This window comes from Devosia sp. Leaf64, from assembly GCF_001421945.1.
Classification (GTDB): Bacteria; Pseudomonadota; Alphaproteobacteria; order Rhizobiales; family Devosiaceae; genus Devosia.
The window spans coordinates 90,410-109,296 of record NZ_LMLO01000022.1 but is presented as its reverse complement, the minus strand read 5'-3'; the positions used below and the strand labels follow the sequence as shown (position 1 = coordinate 109,296).

Annotated in this window: 19 protein-coding genes and 1 riboswitch; of the genes, 5 read left to right on the top strand and 14 right to left on the bottom strand. The window is 59.7% G+C overall.

Annotated elements, in window-relative coordinates:
* Position 1 precedes the first annotated feature (1 nt).
* The 3 genes from ASE94_RS17535 to ASE94_RS17525 form a co-directional block, all read right to left on the bottom strand.
* Positions 2–751 (bottom strand): ABC transporter ATP-binding protein, encoded by a 750-nt coding sequence (locus ASE94_RS17535; RefSeq protein WP_062631453.1) that lies wholly within the window; start codon positions 749–751, stop codon positions 2–4.
* Positions 748–1,542, bottom strand: coding sequence for an ABC transporter permease (locus ASE94_RS17530; RefSeq protein ID WP_062631452.1), 795 nt, complete (start codon positions 1,540–1,542; stop codon positions 748–750). Before ASE94_RS17530 ends, ASE94_RS17535 begins: the two co-directional genes overlap by 4 nt.
* 15 nt (positions 1,543–1,557) lie before the next feature.
* Complete coding sequence (locus tag ASE94_RS17525; RefSeq protein WP_062631471.1) at positions 1,558–2,166, bottom strand: YkoF family thiamine/hydroxymethylpyrimidine-binding protein; 609 nt, start codon at positions 2,164–2,166, stop codon at positions 1,558–1,560.
* Positions 2,157–2,268, bottom strand: a riboswitch (TPP riboswitch). It overlaps the preceding gene by 10 nt.
* A 1,329-nt stretch (positions 2,269–3,597) precedes the next feature.
* Here ASE94_RS17525 and ASE94_RS17515 point away from each other — a divergent pair.
* The 4 genes from ASE94_RS17515 to ASE94_RS17500 all read left to right on the top strand — a co-directional run bounded on the left by ASE94_RS17515 (position 3,598) and on the right by ASE94_RS17500 (position 7,998).
* Entirely contained in the window at positions 3,598–5,073 is a 1,476-nt protein-coding gene (locus tag ASE94_RS17515; RefSeq protein WP_062631450.1) for a phospholipase D-like domain-containing protein, read from the top strand.
* Between the two features lie 187 nt (positions 5,074–5,260).
* The gene (locus ASE94_RS17510; RefSeq protein ID WP_062631449.1) at positions 5,261–6,280 is read left to right on the top strand and encodes an ABC transporter substrate-binding protein; all 1,020 of its coding nucleotides are present in this window, start codon (positions 5,261–5,263) and stop codon (positions 6,278–6,280) included.
* A 114-nt stretch (positions 6,281–6,394) separates the two neighbouring features.
* On the top strand, positions 6,395–7,186 hold the full coding sequence (locus ASE94_RS17505; protein WP_244484173.1) for an ABC transporter ATP-binding protein: 792 nt from the start codon (positions 6,395–6,397) through the stop codon (positions 7,184–7,186).
* Between the two features lie 5 nt (positions 7,187–7,191).
* Positions 7,192–7,998 carry an ABC transporter permease gene (locus ASE94_RS17500; RefSeq protein ID WP_244484197.1) on the top strand — a complete coding sequence of 269 codons (807 nt, stop codon included), beginning with the start codon at positions 7,192–7,194 and terminating at the stop codon, positions 7,996–7,998.
* 122 nt (positions 7,999–8,120) lie between these two features.
* Here the strand turns inward: ASE94_RS17500 and ASE94_RS17495 are convergent, their stop codons facing one another.
* The 11 genes from ASE94_RS17495 to ASE94_RS17445 all read right to left on the bottom strand — a co-directional run bounded on the left by ASE94_RS17495 (position 8,121) and on the right by ASE94_RS17445 (position 18,377).
* Entirely contained in the window at positions 8,121–9,740 is a 1,620-nt protein-coding gene (locus ASE94_RS17495; protein WP_156352202.1) for an FGGY-family carbohydrate kinase, read from the bottom strand.
* Positions 9,741–9,750: 10 nt separating this feature from the next.
* Positions 9,751–10,479, bottom strand: a complete 729-nt coding sequence (locus tag ASE94_RS17490) for an SDR family oxidoreductase (RefSeq protein ID WP_061910772.1) — start codon at positions 10,477–10,479, stop codon at positions 9,751–9,753.
* 19 nt (positions 10,480–10,498) lie between these two features.
* Positions 10,499–11,749, bottom strand: coding sequence for an ABC transporter permease (locus ASE94_RS17485; protein ID WP_061909900.1), 1,251 nt, complete (start codon positions 11,747–11,749; stop codon positions 10,499–10,501).
* Positions 11,746–12,555 carry an ATP-binding cassette domain-containing protein gene (locus tag ASE94_RS17480; protein ID WP_200913694.1) on the bottom strand — a complete coding sequence of 270 codons (810 nt, stop codon included), beginning with the start codon at positions 12,553–12,555 and terminating at the stop codon, positions 11,746–11,748. Before ASE94_RS17480 ends, ASE94_RS17485 begins: the two co-directional genes overlap by 4 nt.
* A gap of 53 nt (positions 12,556–12,608) precedes the next feature.
* Positions 12,609–13,649 (bottom strand): sugar ABC transporter substrate-binding protein, encoded by a 1,041-nt coding sequence (locus ASE94_RS17475; RefSeq protein WP_062631448.1) that lies wholly within the window; start codon positions 13,647–13,649, stop codon positions 12,609–12,611.
* 195 nt (positions 13,650–13,844) lie between these two features.
* Entirely contained in the window at positions 13,845–14,729 is an 885-nt protein-coding gene (locus ASE94_RS17470; RefSeq protein WP_061909904.1) for an AraC family transcriptional regulator, read from the bottom strand.
* Positions 14,730–15,444: 715 nt separating this feature from the next.
* On the bottom strand, positions 15,445–16,230 hold the full coding sequence (locus tag ASE94_RS17465) for a sulfite exporter TauE/SafE family protein (RefSeq protein WP_062631447.1): 786 nt from the start codon (positions 16,228–16,230) through the stop codon (positions 15,445–15,447).
* Between the two features lie 11 nt (positions 16,231–16,241).
* Positions 16,242–16,565 (bottom strand): TIGR01244 family sulfur transferase, encoded by a 324-nt coding sequence (locus ASE94_RS17460; RefSeq protein WP_061909909.1) that lies wholly within the window; start codon positions 16,563–16,565, stop codon positions 16,242–16,244.
* Positions 16,566–16,570: 5 nt separating this feature from the next.
* Positions 16,571–17,485: an MBL fold metallo-hydrolase gene (locus ASE94_RS17455; RefSeq protein WP_156352201.1), complete on the bottom strand. Its 915-nt coding sequence runs from the start codon at positions 17,483–17,485 to the stop codon at positions 16,571–16,573.
* A 26-nt stretch (positions 17,486–17,511) separates the two neighbouring features.
* Positions 17,512–17,949 carry a DUF6691 family protein gene (locus ASE94_RS17450; RefSeq protein ID WP_061909911.1) on the bottom strand — a complete coding sequence of 146 codons (438 nt, stop codon included), beginning with the start codon at positions 17,947–17,949 and terminating at the stop codon, positions 17,512–17,514.
* Entirely contained in the window at positions 17,949–18,377 is a 429-nt protein-coding gene (locus ASE94_RS17445) for a YeeE/YedE thiosulfate transporter family protein (RefSeq protein ID WP_061909913.1), read from the bottom strand. The genes ASE94_RS17450 and ASE94_RS17445 overlap by 1 nt, the downstream gene beginning before the upstream one ends.
* Before the next feature lie 117 nt (positions 18,378–18,494).
* On the opposite strand from ASE94_RS17445, the gene ASE94_RS17440 reads away from it, so the two are divergent.
* Positions 18,495–18,803, top strand: a complete 309-nt coding sequence (locus ASE94_RS17440; RefSeq protein WP_062631446.1) for a metalloregulator ArsR/SmtB family transcription factor — start codon at positions 18,495–18,497, stop codon at positions 18,801–18,803.
* Positions 18,804–18,887: the final 84 nt, after the last annotated feature.

Genomic DNA, 18,887 nt, shown 5'->3' with positions numbered 1-18,887 from the left:
ATTAGTCCTCCGGATTGAGCAGGGTCTGCAAAATTCGAGCTTCGAGGGCCGCAAGCTCGGGTGACCCGACGCTGTGGCGTGGGTGATCAAGGGGCACTTGAAAATGGTGGGCGACGCAGGCCGGGCGGGCCGACAGCACATAGATGCGGTCCGAGAGCAGCATGGCCTCGCGCACATCATGGGTGATCAGCAGCACAGTCCAGCGATGTCGGGTCCACATGTCGGCGAGCCAGCGCTGCATCTGGGCGCGGGTGAGGGCATCTAGAGCGCCGAAGGGCTCATCGAGCAGCAGCATTGGGCGTTGCTGGACGACTGTGCGCAGCAAGGCGGCGCGTTGGCGCATGCCGCCGGATAGCTGGGCGGGATAATGGTTTTCGAACCCGGCAAGGCCGAATTCTTCAAAGAGCGGGATAACCCTGGAACGGGCGGCCTGGCGGCCGAGACCCTGGACTTCAAGACCAAGCGTGGCGTTATCAATGATGCGGCGCCAGGGCATGAGCGCATCGCCTTGCGGCATGAAGGCGAAGCGATGTTGAGCTGGCGTGAGTGGCTGGTCATCGAGCAGCATCTGGCCGCCATCGGGTGCGATGGCGCCGGTCAGCAATTGCAGGATGGTGGATTTGCCGGCACCGGAAGGGCCGAGGATCGAGACGAATTCACCCGGCTGAACGCTGAGGTTGATATCCGCGAGGACGTGAGTGTGCCCGAAGCTCTTACGCAGGTTTTTGAGGTCTAGACGGGCGGAACTCATGGACGGGCCTCCGACAGCCGGGCCCAGGGCATGGCGGCGCGCTGCAAGAGCACGGTGGCGCCAAAAAGCAGCAGCGTGAGCGTGGCGCTGACAAAGACCGCAGCAAGGACGAGATCGGGGCGGAAATTGTTCTTGGCATTGAGGATATAGATGCCGAGGCCCCGGGCTGCGCCGGCATATTCGGCAAAGATGGCGCCCACCACGGCATAGGTGATGGAAATGCGCAGGCCTGCAAAGAAATAAGGCAGTGCCGAGGGCAGGCGGGCCATAACGAAAATGCGCCAGTGGGACGCACCCATTGAGGCGAGCAGGGCTGAGATATTGCGGTCGGTGGCTTCATAGCCCTGGGTTAGGGCGACAAGCATGGGGAAGAAGGTCACGAGCGCGACCAGCACGATTTTGGGTGTGAGACCAAAGCCGAACCACAGCACAATCAGTGGCGCGATGGCGACCAGCGGCAGGGTCTGCGTGATGATGAATACGGGAAACAGCGCCCGGCGCAGCTGCCGAAAAAAGTCGATCAGGATTGAAAAGAGAAAGGCGACGATGAGGGAGGACGCAAAGCCGAATGTGGTGGCCTGAAGCGTTGCGATCGTATGGCCGGTGAGGGCTTCGCGCTGCTCGTAACCCTGGACGATGATGCGCGAGGGCGCTGGCAGCGCAGTAGGCGAAATGCCCGAAAGTTGCACATAGGTCTCCCAGGTCAGGATCAGCGTGGAGACTGAGGCAATGGCCGGGCCGGCATGGCGGATAAAGCGCGCGAATTGTCGCGACGGGGCTATAATAGACATGAATGGCCCTTGGGTTCAGCGCGCGCTGGGGCTGTTGGCTGAAACCGTCAGATCTATGGTGACATGGCCTTGCGGCGGACCGAAGCGGCAGAAGGCCTGCTCGATGGTGGCAAAGAGCGCGCCGGTATCGCCACTGAGCTTGGTGGCGAAATGCTTGGACTTCTCGAAGGTGCCTGACTGCTTGAGGAAGTCGATGCAGCCATAGATTTCGTCCATATGGTTGCCTTGGCCCAGAACGTAAAGCGAGAGCTGGACCACAGAGAACACGCCGATGTGGGGGGCATTTTGTACCGCAGTCAGCGCCGCGGCCTGCCGTTCGGCCAAGGGCGCGGCGGTGTCGTCGAATTGGGTCGAATTGCAGATGGGATCGTCGGGCTCGCCAGGGCAGCCGCGCGAAATGGTGGCCGAGAGCACGCCATGTTTGCCGGTCCGGGCGGTGGCGCTGAAGAGATCGCGCATGGCCGGGAACAGCACTTCGGGCGGACCGACGAGCAGAGTGGAAATATCGTCGGTTTCAATGCGCAACTGGTCGCGATAGGGATCGAGCGCGCCCAAAGCACTGATGATGACGCCGACGAAATCGTCGGTCATTGGGTATAGGGATATCTGTGCGCCCGAAAACATGGCCCGCCTCGCTCCGCTGGTATTACCCAGATCAGCTATAGGGTCCGAAGGCTTCCCGCCCTCATCTCAGCCCCGACCTACGGAGCACCCCTGTGGATATGGGCACCATATGCGCTGCTGGTCGCAGAACGCAAGCCTTCTTACGTCAGAGGTAAGGTGAAGAGGCCGGCGAACTGATGTCGGCTGCCTGGTGCGGGTCCCGGTGAACGGAGCCGCAGAAACGGGTGATATTCATCAGGGCGCTGTCGCGCTGATCCTGATGGCTCTACCCGCTGTCCGCATCAACGCAAAAAGGTTTTCACCGAGTAGAGGGGGCAAGCTAGAGGAGGCTGAGAGCCAGTCAGTCGGATGCTCACGGTGCCCCGCTGCGCCAAGCGGCATTTCTGGGCCGTGAGTTCGACCGTTTGCAATCTTTAGGAATGTTAGCCCTACAACGACGCTCATGCGGCGAGCCTGTCTCGATGAAAAAATTGTCTCGTGCGACCTCTCATTCTTGGGGGAAGCCGCTTGGTGGCGGAGTAGGGCAATCGGGGAAATGTCCGATAACGCCCGTTGCCACAGATGCAGTGGCACGTTGCGACCCCGTTTCGGCCATTCCCACTGGATTTGGTTTTGCGTTGACCGGACATGCGAGTGATGACGCCGCGTGCTAAGTCAGAGCAATGGCTATACGCAGGATCATGATTATCGGCGGCCCTGGATCAGGCAAGACCTGGCTCGCTCGACGTCTTGGTCGTCGTTATGAACTACCCGTCCATGCCGTTGATGAGGAGGTGTGGGATCCGCTTGGAAACCTGCGAGCTCCAGACGATATCGATGCACGCGTGCGCCGGCTGACGGCCCAAGAAAGGTGGATCATCGAGGGTGGCAATAGCAGGACCTATATAGATCGGGTTCAACGCGCCGACGCTATTATTCGAATGGTGCCACCGGTGTGGCTCCGGCTATCTCGCGTGCTTCGTCGGGATGGCATTCGGATCCAACTTCTCCGCTGGACGCTTCGATATGATGAGGTATTTGGACCAAAAGATAGGCTGGCGCTCGAGAGCGGGCAGGGTAGCGCAACGTGCATAGAGATTGGTTCGAATACCGAATTGCTTCGACTGCTTCGCGGTGGAATCGAGGAGTTCTGAACCGTCGCGGAGTTGGCGATCAACCCCATTTGCCACTGTCTCGATTTCAGCAGACCGACTGTTTGGAGGACATCGGATTGGCAGTCTGAACGACCGGGCGCGTTGCGGACTGTCCCTACGAACTCCAAGGGTGATTTTGATCGTGCTTTGACGTTGCAAAAGGCTGTCGCAACTTCGAGGGCGGCCGGCTCAGGCTATGGAAACCTAATGGGTAGACATTCGTTCTGATCGCGATCGATCGGGATGCGATCGCTGTTCTGCAGCCAAGCCTTAGACGCTGCCGATAAAGGATGAATGGATGGTTCGGCGAGACGGTGGCGCCCCGCTTCTACCAGGCGTCAATTGTTATCGGGTCGAGACCGCTACGCGAGCTTCTGTCATCATCGATGCGGATGACTATTTCCGCGTTGCGCGAGCAGCGATGCTGAAGGCGAAAAAGCGCATCGTGTTGATCGGTTGGGACTTTGATGCCCGCATCCGGTTGGGCGCTCCCACGAACGATGGTGCGCCTGAAAAAGTCGGCGACTTCATCTATTGGCTCGTTCAGCAGAACCCTGAACTTGAAGTCTTTCTGCTGCGTTGGGATCTAGGTGCCCTCAAGATGCTGGCTCGCGGCTCCACCATTTTCACCGTCTTCAAATGGATGAGCCATAGACGTATTCACACCAAGCTCGATGGAGCCCATCCGCCAGCGGCATCGCACCACCAAAAGATCGTCGTGATCGACGAGGCGCTGGCCTTTTGTGGCGGCATCGACATGACCGAGGACCGCTGGGACACACGCGACCATATACACGAAGACCCACGCCGCGTGCGTCCGAATGGCAAGCCGCACAAACCCTGGCATGACGCCACAACGGCATTGGAAGGGCCGATTGCACGCACACTCGCCGACATCGCACGCGATCGATGGATCACGGCCGGAGGAAGGCCAATGCCAGAACTGGGCAAGCAGCAATCGCCTTGGCCTGACGCTCTCGATGCGCAATTCGTTGATGTGCCCATCGCAGTCTCTCGTTCTGCGCCTGAGATCGACGGCCGGCCGTCAGTTCTCGAGATCGAGCACCTGTATCTCGATCAGATTGCCAGGGCAAAACGCTACATCTATGCCGAAAGCCAATATTTCGCGTCGCGGCGGGTGGCTGAAGCAATGGCGAAGCGCCTCCAGGAGGCCGATGGACCCGAAATCGTCGTCATCAACCCCGATAGCGCGCAAGGTTGGCTGGAGCCCCTGGCGATGGACACCGCCCGTGCTCGCCTTTATCAGGCGCTGAACCGGCTGGACACGCATGGGCGCTTTCGGATTTACACGCCGGTCACCAGTGGCGGCGAGCCAATCTACGTCCACGCTAAAATCCTTATCATCGATGACGAGGTCGTACGCATCGGCTCGTCAAATCTGAACAATCGCTCCATGCGCCTCGACACCGAATGCGACGTCACTATCGATGCGACGTTTGCTCAGAATGAAGCTGTCAGTGAAACGGTCAGGGCCATTCGCAATAGCTTACTCGGAGAGCATCTTGCCGTTTCGCCCGACATCCTCGAGCGGGAAGTGAACGCGCGAGGACTGATCGGTGCCATCGAAGGCCTGCGTAACAATGGCAAATCTCTGGTCCCATACGCTCCTGAGGATTTAAGCGCCGTCGAGGCATGGCTCGCGGACCACGAGGTTTTGGATCCAGAGGGTCCCGAAGAGATTTTCGAAGCTTTCACGAAGCGCGGGCTTTTCCGTCGCTTGCGTAAGCCGAAGATCAATCTGGGGCGACCCTGACCTGCGAACTAGATTTTCACGTGTATAGCGCGCCAAATGGTGCGTAGCCCAAACTATGACGGCCACATGTTAGCACTGCAGCCTAAAAAATATGCATATATTATTTCAGCGGTAATTTTAATCAGTTTCCACTTGCGCGCATGAATTTGTCTTGGTTGTTTGTGTCCAGCAAACACGGAGAAGACCCATGCTCACGCCTCGCCTTCTGGCGACCGCTACTCTCTTCAGTTCTCTGATTTTCGCCGTGCCTGCATTGGCGCAAACCGACGTCAAGCTGACTTTGGATTGGCGGTTCGAAGGGCCAGCAGCAGGGTTTCTGCTGGCGCAGGACAAGGGGTATTTTGCCGACGAGGGACTTAATGTCACCATCGATACCGGCAATGGCTCAGTTGAGGCCATTCCGCGCGTCGCCACCGGCGCTTACCAGTTTGGCTTCGGCGACATCAATTCGCTGATCAAGTTTCTCGACGAGGACAACACCCAGCCGGGCAAGGCCATCATGATGGTCTATGACAAGCCGGTGTTCTCGGTCATCGGTCGCAAATCTCTGGGGATCACCGACGATCCGAAATCGCTCGAAGGCAAGAAGCTCGGCGCACCGCCGCCCGATGGCGCCTTTGCGCAATGGCCAGCCTTCGTCGAAGCGGCGGGGATCGACACTTCGGGCATTACCATCGAGTCGATCGGCTTTCCGGTGCGCGAGCCGATGCTGGCTTCGGGGGATGTCGATGGCGTTTTTGGCTTTGCTTTCTCGGTGATCCTTAACCTCAAGGCCAATGGCGTTCCGGACGACGATATCGCCACTATCCTCTTTGCGGACCACGGCCTGAACCTTTACGGCAACGCCGTCATGGTGAACGAGACCTTTGCCGAGGAGAATCCGGAGGCCGTGAAGGGGTTTGTTCGGGCGCTCGCCAAGGGTTTTGCCGATGCCGTGGCTGATCCGGCAGCAGGCGCCGCTGCCGTATTGGCGCGCAATGAGACGCTCAATATCGACACCGAAACCGCGCGCCTGACCATGGCGAACGAGATGAACATCAAGACGCCCTATGTGGTCGAGAACGGTTTTGGCGGGATTGATGAGGTGCGCCTGGCCGCATCCATCGACACGCTGAAGATCTCGATGGGCCTCAAGGGCAATGTCACTGCCGCTGATGTGTTCGACGCACAATATCTGCCGCCGGCTGCAGAGCGCATGCTGCCGTAACTCTTTGGTGGCGATCTTCCCAGGCGAAAGGGCGCCTGGGTCATCTGCCCGGACCGTTCTTTCGAGCGAACGGGGACGGTCCGGGCAGACCTCTTTTTCTTCTGGAGCACCGGCATGGCTTCACCGCTTGTTTCCATCGAAAACGTCGACATGCGCTATGGCGGGCCGGACGGCACGCTGGCGGTCAGCGGGCTTAACCTCAAAATCAATCGCGGCGAATTTGTCGCCGTGGTCGGGCCCTCGGGTTGCGGCAAATCTACGCTGATGAAGCTGACGACGGGGCTGCATATTCCCCAGAACGGGGCGGTAATCGTCGCCAATAGTCAGGTGACCAAGCCTGTTTCGATCGTCGGCATGGCCTTTCAAAACCCGACCATGCTGCCTTGGCGGACGACGCTAGAAAACATTCTGCTGCCGCTCGAGATAGTCGAGAGACACCGGCGTCGGTTGCGCAGCCATAAAGCCGAATATGTGGCCAAGGCAGAGAAACTGCTGGAAACGGTGGGGCTGAAGGGCTTTGGCGACAAATTCCCCTGGCAGCTTTCGGGCGGCATGCAGCAGCGGGCCAATCTGTGCCGCGCGCTGATCCATGAACCGGAATTGCTGATGCTCGATGAGCCGTTCGGTGCGCTCGATGCCTTTACGCGCGAAGAACTCTGGTGCGTGATCCGGGACCTCCATGCGAGCCAGGATGTCACTATCGTGCTCGTGACTCATGATCTGCGCGAGAGTGTGTTCCTGGCCGATAAGGTCGTCGTCATGTCGGCGCGGCCGGGCAGGGTGATTGCCGAGCACGAGGTGCCGTTCGAGCGGCCACGGCAGTTGGACCTGCTCTACGAGCCCGTTTTCAATGAAATGGTGCAGCGGCTGCACGGGGAAATCGCAACGGCGAGGGCTGCAGTATGACGACGATGGAAACACCTACGCCTGTTGCGACTGCGCCAAAGCCGGCCTTCAAGCTCGATTGGGTGCGTCTCGCGCCGCTCCTCTACACGATCGGGCTCTTCGTTATCTGGGAGATTGGCGTTCGCCTGTCCGGGCTGCCGCATACGATTTTGCCGACGCCGACGCGAGTGTTCGAGGCCATCGCGCAATACTGGTCGCCGATCTGGAAGAACTCGGTGCAGACGCTCTACACCACTGTGCTCGGGTTCATGATCGCAGTTGTCGCAGGGCTCGGAATCGGGCTTTTCATCGGTTGGTCCAAGACCATTTATGCCGGGCTCTACCCCATAATGGTGGGGTTCAATGCCATTCCCAAGGTGGCACTGGTGCCTATCCTTGTCATCTGGTTCGGCATCGGGACTGTGCCGGCGGTGATGACGGCGTTTCTGATTTCGTTTTTCCCGATCGTTGTAAACGTGGCGACGGGCCTAGCGACTATCGAACCAGAAACGGAGGACGTGCTGCGCGCGCTTGGCGCCAAGAAAATGGACATCATGCTCAAGGTCGGCATTCCGCGCTCGATGCCCTATTTCTTCGGCTCGCTGAAAGTGGCGATCACCTTGGCATTTGTTGGTTCGGTCGTCAGCGAAACGGTGGCGTCCAATTCGGGCCTCGGCAACATGATGGCCTCGGCACAATCGAACTTTAACGTGCCGCTGGTCTTTGCGGGTCTTCTCATGCTGGCTGTCGAAGGTATCGCCATGTATGCGGTCATGGCTTGGATCGAAAGGCGCATGACCGGCTGGGCGCATCGTTCCACCATGGGGAACTGACTTGAAATAGTCGCGTACCACAAAACATCGGGCGGTTTCGCAAGATGGCAAAGTCGGGCGGAACTCGAGAAGCGGTGCCGCCGACAAAGTCCTAAATCACTGCGAGAAGGTGGCGACTGGCGCTAGGTTGCGCTATGCCTTGCCTCCGGCGATCGCGCTATCGCCTGTAGGTTTACGAAAACGGCGAACCGCTTTTCGTGCACTTGCCGAACACTATCGTTTGGCTCGAAGGCAGCAGCGGCGCGGGTCATTTTGGACATTGCCGTCGTTAGGTCGGGGAAGTGCCCGGCGGCCATCGACGCCAATATCGCAGATCCGAGCAGAACCGGCTCCTTGGCCTCGGTGACGACCACCGGCACGCCGGAGGTGTCTGCAAGGATTTGTCGTACCAGATTGTCCTGGCCGGCGCCGCCGCTGATCACGATCCGCTTTATAGGCGCGCCGTGTTTCTCCTGGATTTCGATGATTTGCCTGAGACCGTAGCCGATGCCGCTGAGCCCGGCGACATAGAGGGCGACAAGGCTCGCTTCCGACTGATCCATGCCGAGCCCTGCAATGACTGCGCGGGTGTCGGGATCGGCAAGGGGGGCGCGGTTTCCAAGGAATTCCGGGACGACGTGGACACCATCCGCGAGGCCGATCGCGTCAGAGGCCGAGGCGGATTGCCCTATGGCGAGCTGCGACAGGTAAGAAAGAAGCGGCAACCCGAGTTCTGCGGCTCTTTTGCTGGCTTCTCCACTGGCGGGGTGGAGGGAGACCAGGCGATCGATGGCCGCGCCTGCGGCCGATTGGCCGCCTTCGTTCAACCAGAAGCCGGGAACCATGGCATCGAAATACGGCCCCCATACCCCGGGGACAAAGGCCGGGCTTTGGGTCGTTGTCATCGTGCAGGACGATGTACCAAAGACGTAGGCCATATTCTCTTCGAGCGTTCCGAGAGCGCCGACTGTTCCAACCCCGCCTGCATGTGCGTCAATCAGGCCGGAGCCCACCGCCGTCCCCGCCGGCAAGCCCAGTTGATCTGCCGCCTCCTCCGTCAGGCCCCCAATGCGCGTTCCTGGTGAAACCACTTCGGTGCCGATACGGGCAAAACCCTCATCGGCCAGTGCATCAAGACCGATGGCCCGGAAGTACGTGGGATCCCAGCGATGCTCATGGGCGAGGTAGGTCCATTTGCACGTCACCGTGCAAGAGGATCGCGCAAGACTGCCGCTGGCGCGCCAGGTGATATAGTCGGCCAGATCGAAGAAATACTCGGCAGCGTCGAACGTTTCCGGGCGGTTTTCCTTCAACCACAGCAGCTTTGGCGTTTCCATTTCCGGAGAGATTGTTCCGCCCACATAGCGCAGCACATCATGGCCCATGCGGGTAATCCGTCTCGCTTGCTCGGCGGCTCGATGATCCATCCAGACGATAATATTGCGCTCGTGGTCTTCCGAAGGACCGACGGCAAGCGGTTTCCCGTTCTTCCCAACCACTACGAGCGAACAGGTCGCGTCGACACCGATCCCGACGACCGAAGAGGGCAGGACGCCGCTGGCCTCCACGGCCTCACGGACCGATGCGCATATGGCATTCCAGATGTTGTTGCCCGATTGCTCGACGATATTGCCGGTCTCGTGAAAGATGGCGATATCGCGTTTGGCCGAGGCCAGCATGTGTCCATCGGCATTGAAAACTCCAGCGCGAGCGCTGCCGGTTCCGACGTCAATGCCGACAAAATACCGAGCCGCGGTGGTCATTTTATATCCTTCAGAGATCGACAGTGGTGGGCAGGATGACAAGGTCGCGCACCGTCACGCCCTTGGCGCGCGTGACCATGAAAAGCACGGCTTCGGCGACTTCCGTCGGCTGCATCAGGCTGCCATTGGCGAGGGCTTCGTCCATTTTGGCCTTTGGCCAATCCTTGAGAAGCGCGGTTACGACAGGGCCGGGAGCGACGGCGCCGACGCGCACGCCATCGGGGGCCACCTGTCGGCGGAGGGTGTGGACAAAGGCTTGAACCGCAAATTTCGATGCGGTGTAGATCGGCTCCCACACCACAGGAACAAGGCCGGCTATGGAACTAGTGAGGACGATGTCGCCCGTTTTCTGAGCGACAAGATGAGGCAAAACCGAGCGGACAGCGCGGAAGGTGGCGTTGATATTGAGGTTGAGCATGCGCTCCCACTCATCGGGGTCACCATCGACGACCGGTCCGCCGACATAGGAGCCGGCATTGGCGTGGAAGATATCTAAGCCCCCGGCCTTGGCGCGGATGGCTTCGCCCAAACCATCCACTTGTCCATGGTCGAAAAGGTCGATCCTGAGGGCAAAGGCGCCTTCGCCCAATTCGTCCACCAGCGCATCGAGGCGTGCGGCGTCGCGATCTATAAGGACAACCTTTGCACCCTCCGCATGCATGGCGCGTGCACATTCGAGCCCGATGCCCGAGGCGGCCCCCGTTACGGCAGCGACCTTGCCGCCAAGTTTCTGGGTCATTTTGTAGTCTCCAAAATAGTCAGGCGCGGCCATGGCTGACGCGGCTGCGGCGAGCCAGCGAGTCGACGATGACGGCAATGGCGAGCACGGCGCCGGTGATCATGTAGCGCAGGGACGACGAGAGGTTGAGAAGGGTCAGGCCATTGGAGATGGCTTGGATGACGATGATGCCCAGCACGGCCGACCAGGCGCTGCCGCGACCGCCGAAGAGGCTGGTGCCGCCGATGACGGCCGCGGCAATGGCGTTGAGATTGACGTCGCCGGTGCCGGCCTGTTGGCTCGAGGAGGCGAGGCGGGATGCACCGAGAATGCCGCCGGCTGCAGCGAGGGTCGAACAGAGGATGAACGCCGAGGTGTAGATGCGGTTGACGTTGATGCCAGCGCGTCGGGCGGCCTCGCGATTGCCGCCGACGGCGAACATCGATCGGCCCCATTGGGTGCGCGTAAGGCCATAATTGAGCGCAACTGCGATCAGCACGAAGAGCGCGAACATCCAAGGCAGACCACGACCGAGGCTGAGGTACCAGACCGCAAAACCCAGAGCGAGCGTGAGGATGATTGCCTTGGCAAAAACGATCTGCATGGCGAGCGGTGAAAGCCCCGCAGCGACGCGGCGCTGGCTTGTGCGCCAGCCAGTGATGGCGATGACGGCTCCAGGAAGGATTGCGAGGAGGTACGAAAGCCAATCTGGCATGATCATGGTCTGCCCGAAGCGGACGAGATCGGACTGGAAGGGCAGGTTGATCGATCCCGTGGCGCCGAGGAGATAGAGCTGCAGGCCGAGGAGAGCCAAGAGCCCGGCAAGGGTCGCGACGAAACTGGGCATGCCGAGCCGGGTGTAAAAGATGGCGTAGACAAAGCCGACAAAGGCGCCTGTCGCCAGTGCTGCGATGATGGCGACAGGTAGAGGCATGCCGGTGTTGACCCAAAGGACACCGATGATCGCGGACGCCAAGCCGCTCATCGAGCCGACCGAGAGATCGATTTCGCCCAGCATCAGGACGCAGACGATCCCGAGGGAAATGACGCCAACCGTTGCGCAATCAAAGAGCAGGTTGACGAGGTTGTTGGGCGCGAGAAAGACCGGGTTGAGGGCGGTGAAAACGACTGAAATGAGAACGAGACCGACCATGACTGGCAGCATGCCGAGGTCACCGGAGCGGACGCGATCGATAAATCCGCGCCAGGCGCCGGCAAAGCTGTCGTCATTGCGCACGCGGCTGTCGGCGCGGTCGAGGGTCGACGAGGTTTTTGGATCGGGCGTGGTCATAGTCCGGCCTCTCTGGTGGCGGCGCCTTCAGCGCGCGATTTCTGGCGGCGGGTGACGGCGTTTTCGCTGGCGCCAGTGATGGCGGCGACGAGGTCTTGATGGGAGGTGTCGGCGGTAAAGACGCCGTTGTTGCGCCCGAGGCGCAAGACGACGATGCGATCGGCGACGGCGCGCACGTCTTCCATATTGTGGCTGATGATGATCACCCCGAGGCCGCGATCGCGCACGCGCTCGATAAGGTTGAGCACTTCGGCGGTCTGAGCAACGCCGAGCGCGGCGGTGGGCTCATCGAGCATGATGATTTTGGGTTCAAGCAGAAGAGAGCGCGCAATGGCGACCGTCTGGCGCTGGCCGCCCGAGAGCGAGGCTATGGGCTGGCGAACCGAGGGAATGCGGGCAGCAAGTTCGCGCAAGAGCGACCATGCCCGCAATTCCATGCCGACTTCATCGAGTTGCCAGGGGGCAAGCTCATGGCCGAGGAAGAGGTTGGCGACGACATCGAGGTTTTCGCAGAGCGCAAGATCCTGGAAGACGGTGGCGATACCCAATTCCAGCGCCTTGCCAGGGCCACTGAGGCTCACCGGGTTGCCCAGATATTCGATGGTGCCGGCACTGGGCTGAAAGACGCCGGCAAGGATTTTGACGAGCGTCGATTTGCCTGCGCCATTATCGCCAACAAGGGCGACGACTTCGCCGGGATGGATGTCGAGTTCGATATCGGTGAGGGCCGAGACAGCCCCGAAATTCTTGGAAACGCCGCGCAGCCTCAGGATCGGCTCGGTTTGCGGTTGGCTCGATTGGATCATGATGCTGCCTCGTGAATGCGGCCCCGCCCCCGAGGGCGGAGCCTGGGGACCCGTTACTTGATGCTTAGAGCCGTGCAGGCGTCGGCATATTCGCCGGTGCACACTTCGGCAGCGGTCTGGATGCCCTTGTCGAAGATTTCCGCCTTGATGTTTTCGGCGGTGACGACGGCGGGGGTGAAGAGCTGCGAGGGCGTTTCGTAGAGCGTGTGGGTAGCTTCCGGCGTCTCGCCATTCATCAGCTTGACGGCCACTTCGGCCGCAGCACGGGCCACGATCTCGGAGGGCTTGGAGATCGTGTTGTATTGATCACCGGCGATGATCAGCTGGAGCGCAGCGATGGTTGCGTCATTGCCAGAAACCGGCGGGACGGGATCGACACCGGCAGCCTTGAAGGCCGCAATGGTGCCGCCGGCCGTGCCGTCATTGGCCGCAACGACGCCGACAATCTTGTCGCCGAAGCGAGTGATCTGGCCGGCTACCCATTCCTGGGCTGCGGGAGGCGCCCAATCCGGCGTATCGAATTCGGCCAGGGTCTCATAGCCAGAGGAATCGAGCGCCTTGTCGATGCCGTCGCGGATGAGGCCGGCAGCCGCGTCGGTTGGCGAGCCGTTGACCTGAAGAACGCCCGAACCCTCGGCGACGCCTTCGGCCTTGAGATGATCGACCAGCGACTGCGCGATGGCATTGCCGATGCCTTCATTGTCGAAGGAGACATAATAGTCGGCCGGCAGATCAGGGATCGGACGGTCATAGGCGATGACCTTCACCTCCTGAGAATGGGCGATCTCGACGAGCGCGGCTGCAGCGGCAGAGTCTACCGGATCGAGCACGATGATGGTCGCGCCCTGAGCGATCACCGAGTTAAATTGCTGCTGTTGCAGAGCGGCGTCGGCATTGGCGTTTTGGTAGATCAGCGTGCAATCGGCGCAGAGCTCTTTCATGGCGGCTTCAAAACCGGGCCAATCGTGCTCTTCGTAGCGCGTCGAAGCCTGGTCGGGCATCAGGAAGGCGACGGTGGTCGCGGCCTGGGCAGCGCCGGCGCCAGCCATGGCAATGGCAAGGGCGGCGGCAGTCTTGAGAGCGATAGTATTCATGGTTCTCCTCCAGAGACGGTTCTTAAAAAATCCGACGAGATGTCGGGTCGGGGCCATTCGCTTGGCAAAGACCGTCCTCCTGCGATCAAGACGCACTGTCTCGATCCGCCGGTTGCTTGCGGTTGCGAATGGATGGCTAGGTTTCAGTCAGACTGGGGCCGGGCTAGGCGGGGCCCCAAGGTGAGGAGACAGCGTTCATGCAGCCTCCTCAAAACTCTTGTTTTCAAGGAGCAGTCGCCGGAATTGTGTCGGCGTCATGCCGCGCAAACCCAGGAACTGCCGGTTGAAATTGGAGACGTTGTTGAAGCCGGAGGCGTAGCAGACGTCTGTGACGGTGGCGAAATCGGACGACATCAGCAGCTGGCAGGCGAGCGTAACGCGCAGCCGGTTGACGTATTTCGTGAGCGATTGGCCGGTGTGGCGCCGAAAACTGCGCGAGAGGGTCGAAGGGGTGACGCCGGCGAGGTTAGCCAGGGTCGCCTCGTCGAGCACTTCGGTGAGGTTCTCGTTGATATAGGCCAGAACCTCGTTGATGCCGGTCGACATGAAGCCCGACGGATCAGGCAGGTAATGCTGGCTGGTCAGGGTCTGTGCATCGCGGTCGGCTTCGAGCGCGGCGACGATGCCGAGAAAGAGTGCGATGCGTTCGGTGCCCGTTGCGAGGACAATCCGGCGCATGAGATCGGCGACGCGCTCGGAGGTGGTTTGGCTGAAAAGGACGCCGGAACTGCTGCGCTTAAAGAGTTTTCGTGCGGCGGCGAGTTCGGGAAAGCAGCCGATCATGCGGCTGACGAAATCCTCGGTGAACTGCATGACGCGGCTGCGCAAGGGGATAGTCGTTTCGTCAGCGAGTTCGCTGACCCAGTTGTGCGGCAGGTTAGGTCCGACAAGGACAAGATTGCCCGGAGCGAACTGGCCGATGAAATCGCCAATGAAGTATCGGCCGGACGTGGCACAGACGAGGTGTAGTTCATATTCTGGGTGGAAATGCCAGCGCACCGTATGAAACGGATAGCCGTGTTCCCACGCCTTGAACGATTCCGTCTCGCCGATACGGACGAGTTCGAGATCCGGTTGCACGACAATCCTCCCATGAGACCAATGCTTTTGAAGCTTGGTTTCAGCGTGTGCGGGTTTGCCCGTCTTCCACGACTTGAAAGCTAGTGCCTAACAATAGGCTAATGCTACCACGGACTTGTCCAGCGATTGATACGTTTTTGTCGCGACCTGTTTTGTAGAAGTCGTTTTATATCGGATTGCGGTACGTTAGTCAGACGATGGAATGTGGGGACTGAGTGCTCCACCTCGACGGCCGGAGGCCCTGCGTGAGATTTGCATCTTGCGGCTGAAGTGGGTCGCAAGACTTCAAGAGTGCGTGTGGGGCTGGTGTAGCAATGGCCAAGGTGGCTATTGACGACCCTATTGCGGTCTTTCGGTCATGAAGACGAACTTTCCAAAAGTAGAAGCGGCCGGTGGGAATTCGTGTCGTCTGACTTTCATTGCGCGCCACCCAGCTGAGCGTCGTGCGGATATCGCTCGATAAGTTCATCTTCGGGGAACGGCTGCGCATACTATCCTCCTTGCCAAGACCCGCTCATCATATGACGAACGATGTGCGGACAAGCTTGGCGGATCGAGAAATATCGCTCTCGAAGGACCTCAAGGGACAATCTCATCGTCGTCGAATTTGTGGCTCGGGCCGCTGTATTGTCGGCTTTCACGTCACCTCGCTCTAAGCCGCCAGTCCGCTGCTCATCCCAAAGCAGTAGGGCAAGGTCAGGCGACCCTGTTCAGACTATAGAATCGCGCCAACCGTCTCCGCGGCCATGTAGCTGGCGACGACAAGTATTAGGGCGGCGAATGCCACATTGAGCATCCCTTTTTTGCTGGCAAGTGTGCTTGCGGCCCTAGTGCCGGCAAGACCGCCTAGGGCACCACCTCCGATGAATATGGCAGCGAGAGGCCAATCAACCAGGCCCGAAAAGGCGTAGCTCAAAGCTGTCGTTAGGCCAAAGGCGGTGACAGCCAGGAGCGAAGATCCGATGGCGTTTAGAATAGGCATCCCGGTTGAGGCGACGAGGCCGGGTACAATCAAAAAACCCCCGCCGATACCGAAGAATCCAGAAAGCGCGCCAGTTATGCCACCATAACCCAAAACTTTGGGTGCCTTCTCCCTGTTGCAGGTGGCTCCTGGAATGCCGGGATTTCCCCTGCCACGAAACATCAGCACGCCCACGACCAGCATCAGAATGGCGAAGAGGAACAACAGCTTTTCACCATCCATCGCCTTGCCGAGCGTCGAGCCGATGAAGGCCCCGGCGATACCGGCGACTGTGTACATCAGGGCGCAGCGCCAGATCACATTGCCCTTGCGGGCATGAGTAATAAGATTGGTGGCAGCGTTGGCCGCGACGGCAAATGCGCTCGTGCCGATAGCCATGTGAGCGACCGGAACCCCCACGAGATAGACCATCAGCGGCACAGCGAGGATCGACCCGCCGCCGCCGAAGAGGCCGAGCGTGAAGCCCACCAGGCTACCCGAGAAGGCGCCAAGAAGATATTGCAGGGGTTCAAGGAACATCGTCTTTTTACTTAGAGGGATGCGGCGTAAAGGCTGCCGGCGCGACCGCCGGAGCGGCAATATCCGAGGATGGGACCATCCGTTTCGGCGCGAGCCTGTTCAAAGCGGATGAGTTGGCCCTCGGTTACCGGCCCAGAGACCGGAATATGGAAGGCCTTGATCCCGAAGCGTTCAGCAACTTCGGCGATTTCAGCGAAAGAAGGCTGGTTCGGATCTTCATTGTCGGGGCGGGCACAGACGATGCCCTTGTAGCCAGCCTCTGCAATGGCCCTGATATCGTCGGCCTGGATCTGCGGGCTCTGGGCGAAATGGTCGTCGATCTTATTGATGGCCATGATGATTATTCCTTTGCGGTGATGAGCCCATTGATAGGCACTTTGAGATAGGTTTTTCCGTCGTCTTCGGGCGGCGGAAGGTGACCAGCCCGCATGTTGACTTGCAGGCTCGGGATGATGAGCTTGGGCATGGCGAGCGTGCTGTCCCGCTCTTCGCGCATTTTAACGAAAGCATCTTCAGTGGTGCCATGACCCACATGGATATTGTGGTCGCGCTGCTCCGCGACGGTGGTTTCCCACCTGATGCCGCGACCATTGGGGCCATAGTCGTGGCACATGAAGAGGCGCATCTCGCTCGGCAGGGTCAGCAGCCTCTGGATTGATCGATAGAGCGTTCGTGCATCGCCGCCGGGAAAGTCGGCACGAGCGGAGCCACCATCGGGCATGAAGAGCGTGTCGCCGACGAACACAGCATTGCCAATGACATGCACCATATCTGCTGGCGTGTGGCCCGGCGTGAAGAGCGTGTGCGCCGTCAAGGTGCCGATCTGGTAGCTATCGCCATCCTTGAACAGGCGATCGAACTGCGACCCATCGCGCTGAAATGCGGTGCCCTCGTTGAAGATCTTGCCGAAGGTGCTTTGCACCACGCGGATCTGGTCGCCGATGCCCAGCTTTCCTCCGAGCCTCGACTGGATATAGGGGGCCGCCGAGAGATGGTCGGCATGGACATGCGTCTCGATCAGCCATTCGAGTGTCCAGCCGTGGTCCTGAATATGCGCGATGATCTTGTCGGCGCCATCAGAAGCGATTTTGCCGGAGGCATAGTCGAAATCCATAACGGAATCGATCACGGCGCAGGCGGTCGATGCTGGATCCTTGACGATATAGCTGATGGTGTTCGTCGCCGCGTCGAAAAACGGCACGACTTCCGGTTTGATAGAGAGGTCAGGTGTAAACGGTATCGGTTGGGTGGACACGGAAATCTCTTTTCCAATGCGAAGCGTCACGCAAGGGCGTCGCGACGCGCCAGAGCTGCCTTGAGGCCATTGGCCATCAGAATGCCGACGATCATTGCCGCGACGAAAATGAAAGGGCTGGGTTCGCCTGAGCCGAGTGCTGGAATGGCGCCGCCAGGACAGAACCCAGCTATGCCCCAACCAATGCCGAATGTGGCTGAACCTGCGATGAGCGGCATGTCGAAATCGCGCTTGGTCGGCAGATGGAAGGTACGATCGAACACGGGTGCAGGTCGCCGTAGCACAAAGCGGTAGCCTATGAAGGTGACCAGCAGGGCCGATGCCATGACCAGCAAGAGGCTCGGGTCCCAAGTGCCGAAGGGATCGAAGAAATTGAGCACTTTCGCCGGGTTAGACATGCCCGAAATGACGATGCCGACACCGAAGACGAGGCCAATGGTGCCTGCGGACGCGATGCGGAGCATCATAAGCCTCCCAGAATGTGACGGACCACGAAGACCGTGACGAAGGTGGTCAACATGAAGATCAGTGTTGCGAGGATGGATCGTGCCGCGAGCCGTGCGATGCCGCAGATCCCATGGCCCGATGTGCAGCCGCCGCCAAAGGTCACACCGATACCGACCAAGAGGCCGCCAAGAGTGATAGCCCAATATGGGAGCTCGGCCTGAAGCGGCAGGGTAGAGCCAGTGAGGAGCAGGATCATTAGAGGCGCCGCAATGGCACCGATCAGGAAAGCGAGACGCCAATCCCAGTCGCCTTTGGGGAGGACCAGCCCGGTCAGGATGCCGGTCATTCCGGCTATCCTGCCGTGGAGCGCCATCAAGGCGACCGCGGATGCGCCAATAAGCGAACCGCCGAGTAAGGCCTGGAGCGGCGTGAATGTCGTTTCCATTGAGCCTGCTTGTGCTTGGATCAGCGCACTGATATGCGCTGGTCATAACCAATTTCGTTATATAACATATTCGAATGTTCTAATGTGTCAAGCGTGGAAACGAGAGATTTTGGATCAATGAATGCTGCAGAGCTCGAGCCGCGCGCTGAGGAAGCTGCTCAGCTTCTGACAGCCATGGCGAATACCAAGCGGTTGCTCATCCTGTGCAACCTGATCGGGCAGGAGCGGAGCGTCAGTGAGCTTTCCCGGATCGTGGCACTGGAGCAGTCACCACTGTCACAACATCTTTCGAAATTGCGGGCGCTCGGTCTGGTGAAGACGAGGCGCGATGGGCAGACCATCTTTTATCGGTTGGCGTCGGAGCCCGTCAGGAAGGTGCTGGAGACCCTGTATGATATCTACTGTCGACCGGCCGATGAGGTGTAGCTGTAGCGGCGGACTGCACCCTTAATCTGAAATGGCTGAGTTCTGCCCAGACTTGAAATGCCATTCACGTGCTGCGTGCTTGGC